General features: G+C 49.3%; 13 protein-coding genes. 12 read left to right on the top strand and 1 reads right to left on the bottom strand.

Annotation, left to right across the window (positions count from 1 at the left end; all coding sequences use genetic code 11):
- Positions 1-186 precede the first annotated feature (186 nt).
- From AC0TWI_RS20305 to mtnN, 12 genes are all read left to right on the top strand, one after another.
- Positions 187-1260 carry an AI-2E family transporter gene (locus AC0TWI_RS20305; protein WP_488128162.1) on the top strand — a complete coding sequence of 358 codons (1074 nt, stop codon included), beginning with the start codon at positions 187-189 and terminating at the stop codon, positions 1258-1260.
- A gap of 507 nt (positions 1261-1767) precedes the next feature.
- Positions 1768-4401 carry an alanine--tRNA ligase gene (gene alaS / locus AC0TWI_RS20300; protein ID WP_488128161.1) on the top strand — a complete coding sequence of 878 codons (2634 nt, stop codon included), beginning with the start codon at positions 1768-1770 and terminating at the stop codon, positions 4399-4401.
- A gap of 81 nt (positions 4402-4482) precedes the next feature.
- On the top strand, positions 4483-4749 hold the full coding sequence (locus AC0TWI_RS20295) for an IreB family regulatory phosphoprotein (protein ID WP_488128160.1): 267 nt from the start codon (positions 4483-4485) through the stop codon (positions 4747-4749).
- Positions 4750-4752: 3 nt separating this feature from the next.
- Positions 4753-5169, top strand: coding sequence for a Holliday junction resolvase RuvX (gene ruvX, locus AC0TWI_RS20290; RefSeq protein ID WP_488128159.1), 417 nt, complete (start codon positions 4753-4755; stop codon positions 5167-5169).
- A 13-nt stretch (positions 5170-5182) separates the two neighbouring features.
- Positions 5183-5467 (top strand): DUF1292 domain-containing protein, encoded by a 285-nt coding sequence (locus tag AC0TWI_RS20285; RefSeq protein ID WP_488128158.1) that lies wholly within the window; start codon positions 5183-5185, stop codon positions 5465-5467.
- 902 nt (positions 5468-6369) lie between these two features.
- A complete protein-coding gene (mltG, locus tag AC0TWI_RS20280) occupies positions 6370-7530 on the top strand; it encodes an endolytic transglycosylase MltG (RefSeq protein ID WP_488128157.1) in 1161 nt (386 codons plus the stop codon).
- 7 nt (positions 7531-7537) lie between these two features.
- Entirely contained in the window at positions 7538-8179 is a 642-nt protein-coding gene (locus tag AC0TWI_RS20275; protein ID WP_488128156.1) for an O-methyltransferase, read from the top strand.
- 18 nt (positions 8180-8197) lie between these two features.
- Positions 8198-8833, top strand: coding sequence for a uridine kinase (gene udk / locus AC0TWI_RS20270; RefSeq protein WP_488128155.1), 636 nt, complete (start codon positions 8198-8200; stop codon positions 8831-8833).
- Positions 8834-9000: 167 nt separating this feature from the next.
- Complete coding sequence (gene greA, locus AC0TWI_RS20265) at positions 9001-9477, top strand: transcription elongation factor GreA (RefSeq protein WP_488128154.1); 477 nt, start codon at positions 9001-9003, stop codon at positions 9475-9477.
- Positions 9478-9614: 137 nt separating this feature from the next.
- Positions 9615-11390, top strand: a complete 1776-nt coding sequence (locus tag AC0TWI_RS20260) for a peptidoglycan D,D-transpeptidase FtsI family protein (RefSeq protein WP_488128153.1) — start codon at positions 9615-9617, stop codon at positions 11388-11390.
- A gap of 56 nt (positions 11391-11446) precedes the next feature.
- Positions 11447-12109, top strand: a complete 663-nt coding sequence (locus AC0TWI_RS20255) for a YrrS family protein (RefSeq protein WP_488128152.1) — start codon at positions 11447-11449, stop codon at positions 12107-12109.
- A 21-nt stretch (positions 12110-12130) separates the two neighbouring features.
- Entirely contained in the window at positions 12131-12823 is a 693-nt protein-coding gene (gene mtnN / locus AC0TWI_RS20250) for a 5'-methylthioadenosine/S-adenosylhomocysteine nucleosidase (RefSeq protein ID WP_488128151.1), read from the top strand.
- Positions 12824-13079: 256 nt separating this feature from the next.
- On the opposite strand, the gene AC0TWI_RS20245 is transcribed toward mtnN, so the two are convergent.
- Complete coding sequence (locus AC0TWI_RS20245; protein ID WP_488128150.1) at positions 13080-14873, bottom strand: M3 family oligoendopeptidase; 1794 nt, start codon at positions 14871-14873, stop codon at positions 13080-13082.
- Between the last annotated feature and the right edge of the window lie 80 nt (positions 14874-14953).

Genomic DNA, 14953 nt, shown 5'->3' with positions numbered 1-14953 from the left:
TTTTAGGCGAGCCGAGCCAAAGAGAATAGAGTTGAGTAGACCGATACACAATGAGTTGTGTGTCGGTCTTTTTGCTGCAAAATAAATGAGACATCATCCGCCGCTTTTGGCTAGTGCCTTTATATGTTTTCGGTCAAATGGATAAAACCCCCTCGTCTCCGGAACAATACAACGGGAGGGGATTGCATGAAGGAAAAGAGTCTGCAGCGGATTAAAACACTTGTACTTATCTTGCTTATATTATTGATATTATACTGTCTTCTGCTGCTGAAACCGTTCTGGCAGCCAGTGCTGCGCGCCGTTTTTTTCGGACTTCTCCCGTTTCTTGGAGGCGGATTTATCGCCTTTTTACTTCAGCCGCTCGTTGCCAGGCTGGAAAATGCCGGCATGAAACGAGTTTTTGCTATAATCCTGATCTATTTGATCTTTTTCGGCGGCGGCGGATATGGTCTCTATGTCGGGTTTCCGGTAATCATCGAACAGGTTGGCGAATTATCGGAAAGGGTGCCTGCACTCGCAGAGCAGTACCGCAGCTGGTTAAGGCAGATTGATGACAAGACGGAAAAACTCCCCCCTGCTATCCGGGAGCAGGTGGGGCAGCGGATCAGCGATTTTGAAGGCTGGCTGGAACAATTTCTTGAAAAAATCATTTCGGTGCTTGTCGAAGGGGTCAATTTCTTGATTGTGCTGGCGGTTATCCCGTTCGTCGCCTTTTATTTCCTAAATGATATCGGCCAGGTGAAGAAGGCTGCATGGTATGTGACGCCGAAAAAATGGCGGGAAAGCGGGACGGCTTTTGTCGGGGCTGTAAACCTGTCGCTCGGAAAATACGTCCGGGGCCAGCTCCTTGTCTGTTTGCTGATTGGAGCCGCGGCGGCCGTTTCGTTCTGGTTGCTCGGGCTCGATTATCCAATCCTGCTCGGCATCATCGTCGGCATCACAAATGTCATCCCGTATTTCGGGCCGTTTATCGGCGCCGTCCCGGTCGTTTTGATCGCCGTTATGTCATCAGTGAAGCTTGCCATTTTTGCCATCGGCATCATCTTTGTTCTTCAGTTTCTAGAAAGCAATTTCCTGTCGCCGCATATTATCGGCAAATCGATCAATGTTCATCCGCTATTCATTATCGGTGCGCTCATCTTGGGCGGCGAAGTTGGAGGGATTGCTGGCCTCGTGCTTGCCATCCCCTTTCTAGTGATCATTAAAATTGCAATCGTCCATGCAAGAGACCATTTTATCCGTCTGAACCGGACGTCCTGAGTACCGCTGGGGTAATATGGACCATGCGAGTCCTCGGATATCAACTAACTTTCGGAATATATGTCGCAACTGGGGAATATATTACCGAACTGGCGCACGCATGCCGTGAGTGGAGAATATATATTATCGAGTTGGCAATCGAGCCAGGCGAAATATACGGCAAATTGCCCGAAGTAAATCGCGGACGGCAACCTCTGATTGACAAACGGCCGCTTTATTTCTATAATCTCCATATAAAGCAAAATGACAGGCAAATTGAAGAAGGATCCATGGTTCCATTACCCTTTGGCCAGAGAGGAATTTCCCAGGCTGAAAGAAATTCCCGAAGAAGGCTGGAAACCGCTAATCCCGAGAGCAGCTAATCCCTGCCGTTTTTCCGCGTTAAGGAATCATTGAGATAATGGGAGAAATCTTTCCCATTAATCAGGGTGGTACCGCGAACACAAGCTTCGCCCCTGTCCAGGGGTGGGGCTTTTTTGTTTTTTATTAAAGATTGGAGGAAGAAAAATGAAGTATTTAACGGGTGCCGAAATCAGGCGGATGTTTTTGGATTTTTTCAAGGAAAAGGGCCACAGTATTGAACCGAGTGCTTCGCTCATCCCTCATGATGATCCGACTCTGCTTTGGATCAACAGTGGAGTGGCTACGCTGAAAAAGTATTTTGACGGCCGCGTCATTCCTGAAAATCCGCGGATTACGAATGCTCAGAAATCGATCCGGACGAATGACATTGAAAACGTCGGAAAAACGGCAAGGCACCATACGTTTTTCGAAATGCTTGGGAATTTTTCCATCGGCGATTATTTCAAGGAAGAAGCGATTGAATGGGCATGGGAGTTCCTGACAAGCCCTGACTGGATTGGCTTTGACCCGGAGAAATTGTCCGTGACAATCCATCCTGAGGACGATGAAGCCCATAACTACTGGCATGAGAAAATCGGCTTGCCGGAAGAACGGATCATCCGGCTCGAAGGGAACTTCTGGGATATCGGTGAAGGTCCGAGTGGCCCGAATACGGAAATTTTCTATGACCGCGGGCCGGAATACGGAGATGATCCTGAAGATCCGGAGCTGTACCCAGGTGGGGAGAATGAGCGTTATCTGGAAATCTGGAATTTGGTATTCAGCCAATTCAACCATAACCCGGACGGTTCTTATACGCCGCTGCCGAAGAAAAACATTGATACAGGGATGGGGCTTGAACGGATGGCATCGGTCGTGCAAAACGTTCCGACCAACTTTGATACTGACCTTTTCATGCCGATCATCAAGGAGACAGAGGCGCTTTCCGGCAGCCGCTATGGCAGCAATGCTGAAGCCGATACGGCATTCAAAGTCATTGCCGACCATATCCGTACGGTTGCTTTCGCCGTGGCAGACGGGGCTCTTCCTTCAAATGAAGGCCGAGGCTACGTGCTCAGAAGGCTGCTTCGCCGGGCTGTCCGCTATGCGAAGAAAATTGGAATTGATAAGCCGTTCATGTACAAACTTGTACCAGTTGTCGGCAGCATCATGAAGGATTATTATCCAAACGTTGTGGAAAAAACCGACTTCATTGCACAAGTGATCCAAAATGAGGAAGAACGGTTCCATGAAACCCTCCATGATGGTCTCGAAATTCTTTCTTCCATGATCAAAAAAGCGAAGGAAACAGGCAAGGACACTCTTTCAGGCAGTGATGTGTTCAAACTGTACGATACCTATGGATTTCCGGTTGAGCTGACAGAGGAATATGCCGAGGAAGACGGTATGAAGATTGACCATGATGGCTTCGAAGCGGCAATGGAAGAACAGCGTGAAAGAGCAAGATCCGCGCGCCAGGATGCAGGCTCGATGCAAGTGCAGGGCGGCGTGCTCGGCGACATCCGAGTGGAAAGTGAATTCATCGGATACGGATCACTTGAAAGTGCAGCGACTGTGCTCGTTCTTCTGAAAGACGGCGAAGTGGCAGAGCAAGCGGCAGCAGGGGAAGAAGTCCAGTTCATTCTCGACAAAACTCCATTCTATGCGGAAAGCGGCGGCCAGATTGCGGATAAAGGAACGGTTTCGGGTGATGGGTTTATTGTCCGTGTGACGGAAGTACAGAAGGCCCCTAACGGACAGAACCTCCATAGCGGCAAGGTGGAGGAGGGAACGTTCAAATCAGGAGCGGCTGTTGCGGCGAAAGTTGATGCAGAAAGCCGGAACAAAATTATTAAAAACCATACGGCGACCCACTTGCTCCAGCGCGCTTTGAAAGATGTTCTCGGGGAGCACGTCAACCAGGCAGGATCCCTTGTTACGCCTGACCGTCTCCGTTTTGACTTCTCCCATTTCGGCCAAGTGCAGCCGGAAGAACTGGAAAAGATCGAACAGATCGTAAATGAAAAAATCTGGGCGAACATCTCGGTCAATGCCGATTACAAGAATTTGGATGAAGCGAAAGAAATGGGAGCGATGGCACTCTTCGGAGAAAAATATGGAGAGATCGTCCGCGTCGTTTCAATCGGTGATTACAGCCTGGAACTATGCGGAGGCTGCCACGTACCGAATACGTCCTCTATTGGGCTGTTCAAAATTGTCTCCGAAAGCGGAATCGGCGCAGGAACCCGCAGGATAGAGGCAATGACAGGAGAAGGTGCATTCAAACTGATGAATGCTGAAATTGAACGACTTCACCAGGCAGCTGCCATTTTAAAAACGAAACCGAAAGAAATCGTTCATCGTGCAGAAGCAATCCAGGCTGAAATGAAGGAGCTTCAGCGCGAGAATGAATCGCTGACAGCGAAGCTCGCCAATGTCGAGGCCGGCGCGATCTTGGATAATTTGGAGGAAGTCGACGGCATTAAGCTTCTATCTGCAAAGGTCGGAGCAGCTGATATGAATACACTGCGGAATATGGCCGATGATCTGAAAAAGAAAATCGGTTCCGGGGTGATTGTTCTTGGTTCCGCCCAAGGCGAGAAAGTGAATATTATCGCGGCGGTTACGGAAGACTTGATCAAGCAAGGGTACCATGCCGGAAAATTGGTGAAAGAAGTTGCTACCCGCTGTGGCGGAGGCGGCGGCGGCCGCCCAGATATGGCACAGGCCGGCGGAAAAGACCCTGAAAAGCTTGCCGATGCGCTTAACTATGCAAAAGAGTGGGTAAAATTAATTTGATTCCATCAAGAAATCATGTACAATGAAGGTAATGTTTAACAATCTGGCCTTTTCACGGCAGTCTTAAGAGAGGTGTTGTATATGAGCTCTTTTGATAAAACGATGCGTTTCGATTACCAAGAGGATCCGATGGAGCATGATGTCAAAGAGGTTTTACTGCAAGTTTACGGAGCGCTCGAAGAAAAAGGATATCACCCGATCAATCAAATTGTCGGCTATCTCCTGTCTGGGGATCCCGCCTATATCCCTAGGCATAAGGACGCACGTAATATCATTAGAAAGCTGGAACGCGACGAAATCATCGAAGAGCTGGTGAAATCGTATTTAAAACAACATCGTGAGGGATAATACATGAGATTGATGGGTTTGGATGTTGGTTCCAAAACCGTTGGCGTGGCCATCAGTGATGAGCTCGGCTGGACAGCCCAGGGCATCGAGACGATCGCGATCAATGAGAACAAGGAACGGTTCGGATTCGACCGGATCGGCGAACTGATCCACCAGTATGGAGTCGAGAAGATCATTGTCGGCCTGCCGAAGAACATGAACAATACAATTGGGCCGCGCGGTGAAGCATCCCAAGCCTATGCTGCGAATCTTGAACGGCTGTTCGGTCTTCCAGTCTTGCTCTGGGACGAGCGGCTGACGACCATGGCGGCTGAAAGAGTGTTGCTGGAAGCAGACGTTAGCAGGAAAAAACGCAAAACAGTGATCGATAAGATGGCCGCCTCCATGATCCTTCAAGGATATTTGGACAGCCAACAATAATGAGGTGAAAAAAATGGAAAATGAAAAGCATATTACAGTAGTCGATGAAAACGGAAACGAGCAGCTTCACGAAATACTATTCACATTTGACTCTGAAGAGTTCAACAAATCGTATGTATTGTACTTCCCTGTTGGAGCAGAAGAGGATGAAAACGAAGAAATCGAAATCCACGCTTCCGCTTATGTTCAAAATGAAGAGGGCGAAGAAGGCAGCCTTCAGCAGATTGAAACAGAAGAAGAGTGGGACATGATCGAAGAAATGCTGAATACATTCCTTGAAGAAGAAGAAGAGGAATAAAATAGAGCAAACCTGACTGAGGGGTTGTCCAGAGAGCATCAGCGCAAGCTGATCCTTTGCGACGGCCCCGTTTGTTTTGTAGGCAAAGAGGCACGTTTCCATAGCCTACGGAACCCGGCCGAGGGTCACATAGAAGACCCCTATATGCCCGAAAGTGACCGCGAACTGAGCCGAGGGTCACATAGAAGATCCCTATGTGCCCGAAAGCGGCCGCAAACTAAGCCGAGGGTTACATAGAAGGTCCCTATGTGCCCGGAAGCGACCGCGAACCGAGCCCAAGGTCGCATAGAAGGTCCCTATGTGCCCGAAAATGCCCGCGAACCGAGCCGAGGGTCGCATAGAAGGCCTTATGTGCCTGAGAGTGAACGTGAAGCCGGCCGAAGGTCATTATAGTATTCCGTGTATGTAACGAATGTGAACCTAACGCTAAAGGGGACTGGGAATATTCCTATGTGACGGAAGACAGCCGCTCCCTGCTGCTTTCGCACGCCCTACAGCAAAATCATCCTGTGATCACTCAACCCATCGGGCCGCACGCAGTTCTGGGCCGGTAACAATTCACCCCCACAGATTTCCGTCCAAAAAGATTCTTAATAATAGAAGAAGCCGGTGTATGGGCTTCACGTAATGCGAGTGAGAAGAGCGGATAGGCGGTGTCTTCTTCGTGACGACAGCTTTTCCAAGCTCTGATTACGCGAGAGTGAAAGATAAGTTATCTCAAGCCAAACGTTTCTCCTTCTTGTCAATTCTGTCGAAGCTTTTTTGACAGTCAATTGACTCTCCGGACATGAACCGGCAGGCGATTTCCAGTTTCGCCATTTTCCGCGTGAATTTCAGGGGAAATATAGTATAATATACGAAGCGTCAGCGAAAAGGTGCTTGACGGAGGGAGGACTGCCGCCATGGCCAAGGGGGAAGACCGCGAAATAGACAAGCAGAAGATAAAGGAAGCGATGCGTAATCATCTTCTTGAGCGGAGAAAAGAGGCGAGAACGATCAGGAAAATTGTCGGTATCATAGCGTTAATTCTACTATTGGCGATAGCCGGGACGGCTCTTGCTGGTTATTTATACGTTGCATCAGCGCTAAAGCCGATGCAGCCGGACAATCATAAACAGGAAAACATTGAAGTGCCAATCGGCTCTTCTGCCACATCAATCGGCAACTTGCTTCAGAAAAAAGGAATCATCAAAAACGGTACAGTCTTCAAGTATTATGTGAAATTCAACAATATCTCCGGTTTCCAGGCAGGGAATTATCAGCTGACTCCATCCATGTCACTTGAAGAAATTACGAAGACGCTGCAAACCGGAAAACTCGTCCGGGAAGCCATGTTCAAAATCACCGTGCCGGAAGGATTGCAGCTGGATGAAATTGCGGCGATCATCTCTAAACAGACCGGCCATAAAAAGAGTGACATTATGGACAGGCTCGATAATAAGGATTTCATTAAGCAGCAGATCGAGAAGTATCCGAACTTGCTGGATCCATCCATCTTGGAGAACGCGGATATTAAGCATCCGCTCGAAGGCTATCTGTTCCCGGCAACCTATCCAATTTACGAGGAAAAGCCAACCGTCGATTCGGTTATCGATACGATGATAAAACAGACAAGTCAGGTCGTAACGAAATACAGCGCCCAGCTGGCTGAAAAAGACATGGACATCCATGAGCTGCTTACGATGGCATCGCTGATTGAGAAAGAGGCGACCGCGGAAGTGGACCGTAAAATGATTTCAAGCGTTTTCTATAACCGAATGGAGACGGACATGCCGCTGCAAACCGATCCGACTGTTTTATACGCGCTTGGGAAGCATAAGGAACGGACGACCTACAAAGATTTGGAAGTTGATTCCCCATATAATACGTATCAGCATAAAGGACTGCCGCCTGGACCGATTGCCGCAGCCGGAGAATCTTCTATTGAAGCAGCTCTTGAACCTGAAGAGAGCGATTATCTTTACTTCCTCGCTGAATACGGAACGGGCAAGGTGCACTTCTCAAAAACACTTGAAGAGCACAATGTACTGAAGGAAAAATATATCACGAACAAAAGGGAGTAGTCACAGGATGGAAGATTTGATCAATCAATATTTGGACAGCCTCATCCCGGACCGGTCCCCATTTTTTCAAGAGCTTGAACGGTATGCAGAGGAAAACCGGGTGCCGATCATGGAGCCGTCGGGCATGAATGCGATGCTGCAGCTCATGAGGATCCAAGAACCGAAAAAAATCCTGGAGATTGGAACGGCGATTGGCTACTCGGCACTCAGAATGGCAGATGCGCTGCCTCAGGCAGAGATTGTCACGATTGAAATGGATGAAGACCGTTATGCTGTTGCAGTTGAAAATGTCAGGAAATCGGCCCATGACAACAGGATTACGATCATGAAGGGAAACGCGCTTGAGCTTTTTGATGAGGCAGGCAAGCTCGGCCCTTTTGATGCGATTTTCATCGATGCGGCAAAAGGGCAGTATGCAAAGTTCTTTGAAGGGTATACTGCTTTTCTGAGCGAAAAAGGCTGCGTATATACGGACAATGTCCTGTTCAAAGGACTTGTCGCCGGTGCGGAGACCGAGAAGAAGAGACTGCGGAACATTGCTGAGAAGATCAGGAAGTTCAATGAATGGCTTATGGAGAGGGAGGACTTTTCCACCGTCATTCTCCCGGTCGGGGACGGTTTGGCTGTCAGCAAGAGAAAGCCGCAATAGGAAAGGAGTCTTCTTGTAATGAAAAGGAAGCCAGTTATCATCGGCGTCGCCGGAGGATCGGGATCTGGCAAGACGAGTGTAACAAATTCAATCTACGAAAACTTTAAAGGCCATTCCGTACTGGTCATTGAACAGGATTACTACTATAAAGACCAAGCTAGCCTTCCATTTGAGGAAAGGCTGAAGACAAACTATGACCATCCCCTTGCGTTTGATACCGATCTTTTGATTGAGCATATCGAAGCGTTGCTCCGATATGAAGCGATAGAAAAGCCGGTATACGACTATACGCTCCATACAAGGTCGGAAGAAACCATTCATGTGGAGCCAAAAGAGGTTATCATACTTGAGGGGATTCTGGTGCTTGAGGACGAGCGGCTTAGAAACTTGATGGACATCAAACTATTTGTCGACACGGATGCCGATCTCCGCATCATCCGAAGGCTCAGGAGGGACATCCAGGATCGCGGGCGGACGCTCGATTCGGTCATTGCCCAATACCTGAATGTCGTAAGGCCGATGCATAATCAGTTTATCGAACCGACAAAACGCTATGCGGATGTGATCATCCCGGAAGGCGGAAAAAATGTCGTGGCCATTGACCTTGTTGCCACAAAAATCCAAACAATTCTTGAACAAAAGACATTTTTGTAATACGATAGCATAGATACTAATAGATGTACCGTGAGGCGCGCCCTTTTTCATGGGCGCGCCAAGATTATAGACGGAGCGTCCGGGCGGGATTCATCCGCCCGGTGCTGTCATGCATAGAAAAGCATCCCGGACAAGCCGGGAGGGCATCTGATAAGGAGTGAAGGGAATTGGCAATGGAAAAAGTTTTTCCTATGACTGAAGCCGGAAAAGAAAAGTTGGAACAAGAACTCGAATATTTGAAATCAGTAAGACGTAAAGAAGTAGTGGAGCGGATTAAGATCGCCCGCAGCTTCGGAGACCTATCCGAGAACTCAGAGTATGATTCCGCGAAGGAGGAGCAGGCATTCGTAGAGGGCCGGATCACGACGCTTGAGAACATGATCCGTAATGCGAAGATCATTCAGGAAGACGAGCTGAACTCTGATACCGTCGCCTTGGGCAAGACGGTTACTTTCGTAGAGCTTCCGGATGGAGACGAAGAAACCTATACGATTGTCGGCAGTGCCGAAGCAGATCCGTTTGAAGGCAAAATCTCCAATGATTCACCGATTGCGAAAAGCTTGCTCGGCCATAAAGTGGACGAGGAAGTCGTCGTTCAAACGCCGGGCGGCGAGATGAAGGTACGCCTCGTGTCCATTAGCTAATCAATATCGAAAATAGGACAAGCATAAAAGCGCATATCTACACGGTATGTGCTTTTTGTGTTTCACCGGAGAATGGGCATGACTGCTGATTGAGGCAGGGAAAAAACGGCAACACTGTTTTCTGAGGTGATGCCCCCGTGACGAAACGGCGGATGAAAATAGTGATTGCCGTCATTTTTATTGGCATTTTAGGACTAGCGGTCAGGCTGATGCAAATCCAGCTTTTCCAGACGGAGGATTTTTCCAAACACCATGTAAACCTGCTCCAGGAGAGCGTCAGGCAAAGAACGCAGGAGCTTATGATTGATGACGGTCGCGGCCAGTTCCTGGATCGCCATGGCCATCCGCTTTCCTATGAAGAGGAGAGGGTGCTTGTGCTGTTCCCTTTTTTGCGCAACCACGACTGGGAACCGGACAAATTGGCTGAAATCTTAAAGGTGGAGAAAGAGGAGATCATCAAGGCCATCGACCGGGAGGATGAACCGTTCGTTTTCGGCAAAAACAACCCGTTAGCACTTAGTGAGAAGGAGGCTTCCGAAATCAATCAACTGGAAATGCCAGGTGTTTATGCGATTGTAAGAAAGATTGCTCCACCAAACCGTCCGGCCGCCCAGCTGCTCGGGATTACGGGAGAAAACCGGGAAGAGTACCAACGGGAGTACCCTGGCCAAGCGTTCGTTCCCGGCAGGAAAATCGGCTTGACCGGGATGCAGAAGAGCTTTGAAGAACTGCTCCAAGCAGAGCGTGAAGAGAAACTGATTTACCATGTAAACGGAATCGGCCAGCCGCTTTTCGGTATGGATGTGAAATACACTGGCAGCGGGAATCCTTTTTATCCTCTTAAAGTGAAAACGACGATCGATAAAGAGATTCAGGAGCAGATGGAGATGCTGCTGGATCGTCATGGCATCCGAAAGGGCGGTGCTGTCCTGCTCGATATTGAAACGAACGAGCTCATTGCCGCTGTCTCGAGGCCGGTTATGGATCGGGACGATCCGTTTTCCGGGGAAGGGGCCAAAAACATGCTATTCGAGCAGCATATCCCCGGATCGGTCTTTAAAACGGCAGTCGCGGCCGCCGCCATTGACAAAGGGATGGTCGATGAAAAGGAGACATTCGACTGCAGTCTCGATCTGTACGGAAAACCAGCAGCCAGAGAGCTCGGCCCGCTGAATTTGGAAGAGAGCTTTGCGAGAAGCTGCAACCGCACATTTGCCGAACTGGCGTCACGCCTCGCGAATGAGGATCCGGGCGCCTTAGAGGAATATTCTGACAGGCTTGGGTTGACGGGTGAGCTGAGCTGGACTGGGGAAGTATTCCGGCTGGACGGCTTCAAGCAGTTTCAGGCTGCAAAAGGGAGAATCTATACGGAAGAAGGAGCGAAGCGAGATGAAAGACTTGCAGCCCAGACGGGAATTGGGCAGCAGGAAGTCCGGCTAACTCCCCTTGGTGTCGCGAATATGATGGCAACCATAGCCAGAGGCGGAGAAAAGATGAAAGTGAGAACGGCAAGAGAAATCCAGTACGGCAACGAGACCCCGCTATACACATTTGACCGCCAGACGGAAGACCGGCAGCTGTCCAAGTACACAGCGATCCGTCTGCAGCGGCTTTTAAAATCTGTAGTCGCTGATGAAGAAGGGACGGGACGCTACTTTTCCGGCTTGCCTTACGAAGTTGCCGGGAAAAGCGGGACAGCGGAAACCGCAGTTTACAATAATGCAGGACAGCTTCACCATAAATGGTTCGCCGGGTATTTTCCATTCGATCGGCCCAAATATGCGCTTGTCACCGTTAACCTTGAAGTCGCTATTGATGAAGGCGGCGTCAATCCTCTATTTGCCGATATTGTTAAAATGCTCTATGACCATGAGTCTCAAGGCTCAGACAACCTTGAAATGAATGGATTTTGATTCAAGTTTCCTTCCGGCCATGATATTATATGGTCAGGGAAACGGAGGGAAGCATCATGCCAATCAATATGAATGAAAATGGTCCCCGTTCTGCACAAAGAGCAAAGAGACGGAAGACCAATTTGATCTTAAATACGTTAATTGCTATTGTCATCGCATTGATCCTCATTATCGGAGGAAAGATTTTCTTCGGTGGGGAAAACCCGAATGAACCTGAAAAGCAGGCGCCGGCTACTGAAAACAAGGAGCAGGCATCCAATTCGGATAAAGGTCAGGCTGTAGAATCCGAGCCGAGTGAAGATGAACCGGCCGAAGATGAAAACGAGCCGGATGAAAATGAAGAAGAAGGGGAAGAGGAAGAAACAGGTGAGTTGGTGGAAACACCGGGAGACGAGGCAAATGTGGAAAAGGTCATTGTCAATCCTGCCTGGAAGCCGGTAGGAACGGAGCAAACCGGGGGACATCAGCCGTCATACAGCAAGGGATCTGCCGATTGGAATGAAAAGCTGAAGGCGGCCGCGTATGCGACCGGCATTCCTGATCCTGATGCCATGACGCTATGGTGGATCGAAGGCGGCGGTGACCCGCAAAATCAATCCGTCCTGACAATTCAGGAAAAAGGGTCAGATGACGTATACCGTGTCTACATAGACTGGGTGGAAGGCGAAGGCTGGAAACCGACTGAAGTGAAAAAGCTGATTGAGAACGATAAGAAATAAATTGGGGAAAGAGGGTACAACATGAAGATAGCGATTATCGGTGCAATGGAAGAAGAGGTCTCTCTACTGAGGAGCAAGATGACTGGAAAGAGTACAGAGGAAATCGCCGGGTGTGAATTTACGACGGGAAACCTGGACGGGAAAGAAGTCATCCTCCTGAAATCCGGCATCGGCAAGGTGAATGCAGCCATGTCGACGAGCATCCTGCTCGTAAAATACAAACCTGATTATGTCATCAATACCGGCTCAGCAGGCGGATACAATCCTGATCTCCGTGTAGGAGATCTTGTCATCTCAGATGAAGTCCGGCATCACGATGTCGATGTAACGATCTTTGGATATGAGTATGGCCAGGTGCCCCAGCTTCCGGCAGCCTTTGCTGCAGATGAAAAGCTGATAGAAATTGCAGCGGCAGCAGCGGCGGATCTTTCCGGCATCACGTCAGCAAAAGGGCTGATTGCGACAGGGGATTCCTTCATGAATGATCCGGCTAGGGTTGAATTCGTCCGAGGAAAATTCCCGGCTCTCCAAGCTGTGGAAATGGAAGGAGCAGCAATCGCCCAAGTGGCGCATCAATTCGGTGTGCCATTCGTCGTCATCCGTTCACTATCCGACATCGCCGGTCAGGAATCCCATATTTCCTTTGACGAGTTTCTCGAAACAGCGGCCGTCAATTCGGCAACTCTCGTCCGCGGCATTGTCAGCCGCCTGTAAGATAGGCTTGTAGGCATCGACCGAATGAGGGGCAACGTGTTCCGAAGTGGCGAATGTCCAGATGGGACAGGCTTGTGGCCGGTAGGCACCGCATAGGAGTGCGTTCCTATGTGTCCCCGGGAGGAGCATCTGTGTAGCGAGTCTCACAGAGTGATGCAAATGTGTCCGAAAGCAGAGTATGTACGCCGCGTTGAGCGCATTGCCAATAAAAATGGAGGAGGAGAAAAACGGTCTGTTTTTCCCCTCCTCTTTTTGCTTATTTATTTGTCATTTCCATAAATTCCTCTACATCCTTAATGCAGAGCTTGACGCCTTCTTCCCAGAAGTCGCGCTTCGTCAGGTCAACGCCAAGGTGTTTTTCCGCAAGGTCTTCCACGGTCATTGAGCCGGTATCCCTTAGCAGGGCCATGTACTTTTCTTCATAGCCTTTCCCTTCTTTAACCGCCTGTGCGTAAATGCCGAGCGAGAATAGGTAGCCGAACGTATACGGGAAGTTGTAGAACGGTACATCTGTGATGAAGAAATGCAGCTTCGAGCCCCAGAAAAGCGGATGGTATTCGTCAAGCGCATCGGCATAAGCCTCTTTTTGCGCTGTTTCCATCAGTTCGTTCAGGCGCTGTTTGCTGACCATGCCGTTTTTCCGCTCCTCATAAAATCGAGTTTCAAACAGATAGCGGGCATGGATGTTCATGAGCAAAGCCACTGATCTTTGTATCTTGTCTTCCAGCAGCGCAAGCTTCACATCTTCTTCTTTTGCCCCGTTTACGGAGGCATCTGACACGATCATTTCCGCAAAAGTGGAAGCTGTTTCCGCCACGTTCATCGCATAACTTCTATTTAAAGGATGCGTGTCACGGAGTGCGTAGGAATGGAAGGCGTGACCAAGCTCATGGGCCAGCGTCGATACGTTGGACGGCGTTCCCGAATACGTCATGAAAATTCGCGACTGGGTACTGAGCGGGAAGCCTGTGCAGAAGCCGCCTGGGCGCTTCCCTGGCCGGTCTTCCGCTTCAATCCAGCGGTCCTCAAACGCCTTTTCTGTGAATGCTTGCAGCTGGTCTCCAAAATCGCCGAAATGGTCCATGATGAACTCGGCGCCCTCCTGGTAGGAATACGTAATATCGGCTTCGCCAACAGGTGCATCAAGGTCATACCAGCTTAGCCTTTCAACGCCGAGCAATTCAGCTTTTCGCTTCAGGAAATCGGCAAAAGGCTTCTTGTTATCGGAAATGACTTCCCACATGACGTCCAGCGTTTCCTGCTTCATCCGGTTATAGGTCAATGCCTCATGCAGTACATGATCCCAGCCTCTTTCCTTGTAGACTGCAAGGCGGAATCCGGCAAGGTGATTCAATGTGTCTGACAGCACGCCCGACTTGTCGTTCCATGCATTTTCCCATTCTGCGAACACATTTTTTCTAACGTTCCGGTCAGGGCTTGAAAATTTGTTATGTGCCTGGCCAACTGACAGCTGGACAGTTTCTCCGTCTTCCTTGTAAGGAATTTGAATGCTGCTGACGATTGTGTCGTAAAGATCGCCCCAGCCGTGGTAGCCGTCGATGCTCAAAGCGTTGATCAGCGCCTCTTGTTCTTTCGGCAGCATTTCCTTCGCTTTCCGCCGGCGCTCGTTGAGAACGAAACTGATTTCCTTCAAGCTTTCTTGCTCAAGCAGGCCATTCCACACCGACTCGTCAATCTTCGTCAGTTTTTCATTGAAGTTTGTCAAAACTGTACTGAATTTTGCGCTGAGCGATGTCACTTTGCCGCGCAGTTCGTTCGCCTTATCATCGTGCATATCCTGCGCCTGCAGGCAGCTGACAAATGCGCCGGCTTGACGCATATTGAGCGCAGCCTCTTCGAAGTGCTTCAGCAGGGAGGACAATGTTTGATCCTGGGCATCCGCCGGGATTTGCCAATCCTGCACCGCCTGGTCAAATTCTCCGATCTTTTCTCCAAGCTTCTCTAGAAACTCCGCAAATTCTGGGGAATGGCTTCCGCCTGCAAAAAAGACGTCGAGATCCCAAGTTTCTTTGTATGTATTTGTAGCCATGCGAACTCCTCCTCAATCCTGGTTTCATCCACCATTATAAATGAAAGAGTGAAAAATTCCTAATCTTTCGGCACTAGGCT

Source organism: Lederbergia sp. B243.17 (assembly GCF_057657925.1).
The sequence above is the reverse complement of the archived record's forward strand: the minus strand, read 5'-3'. Positions and strand labels throughout refer to the sequence as shown.

Coding starts and splice junctions, on each gene's coding strand:
- udk (WP_488128155.1), top strand. CDS start 8,198: ATGAAAAGGAAGCCAGTTATCATCGGCGTCGCCGGAGGATCGGGATCT.
- mtnN (WP_488128151.1), top strand. CDS start 12,131: ATGAAGATAGCGATTATCGGTGCAATGGAAGAAGAGGTCTCTCTACTG.
- AC0TWI_RS20255 (WP_488128152.1), top strand. CDS start 11,447: ATGCCAATCAATATGAATGAAAATGGTCCCCGTTCTGCACAAAGAGCA.
- AC0TWI_RS20305 (WP_488128162.1), top strand. CDS start 187: ATGAAGGAAAAGAGTCTGCAGCGGATTAAAACACTTGTACTTATCTTG.
- mltG (WP_488128157.1), top strand. CDS start 6,370: ATGGCCAAGGGGGAAGACCGCGAAATAGACAAGCAGAAGATAAAGGAA.
- AC0TWI_RS20295 (WP_488128160.1), top strand. CDS start 4,483: ATGAGCTCTTTTGATAAAACGATGCGTTTCGATTACCAAGAGGATCCG.
- AC0TWI_RS20285 (WP_488128158.1), top strand. CDS start 5,183: ATGGAAAATGAAAAGCATATTACAGTAGTCGATGAAAACGGAAACGAG.
- AC0TWI_RS20245 (WP_488128150.1), bottom strand. CDS start 14,873: ATGGCTACAAATACATACAAAGAAACTTGGGATCTCGACGTCTTTTTT.
- AC0TWI_RS20275 (WP_488128156.1), top strand. CDS start 7,538: ATGGAAGATTTGATCAATCAATATTTGGACAGCCTCATCCCGGACCGG.
- alaS (WP_488128161.1), top strand. CDS start 1,768: ATGAAGTATTTAACGGGTGCCGAAATCAGGCGGATGTTTTTGGATTTT.
- ruvX (WP_488128159.1), top strand. CDS start 4,753: ATGAGATTGATGGGTTTGGATGTTGGTTCCAAAACCGTTGGCGTGGCC.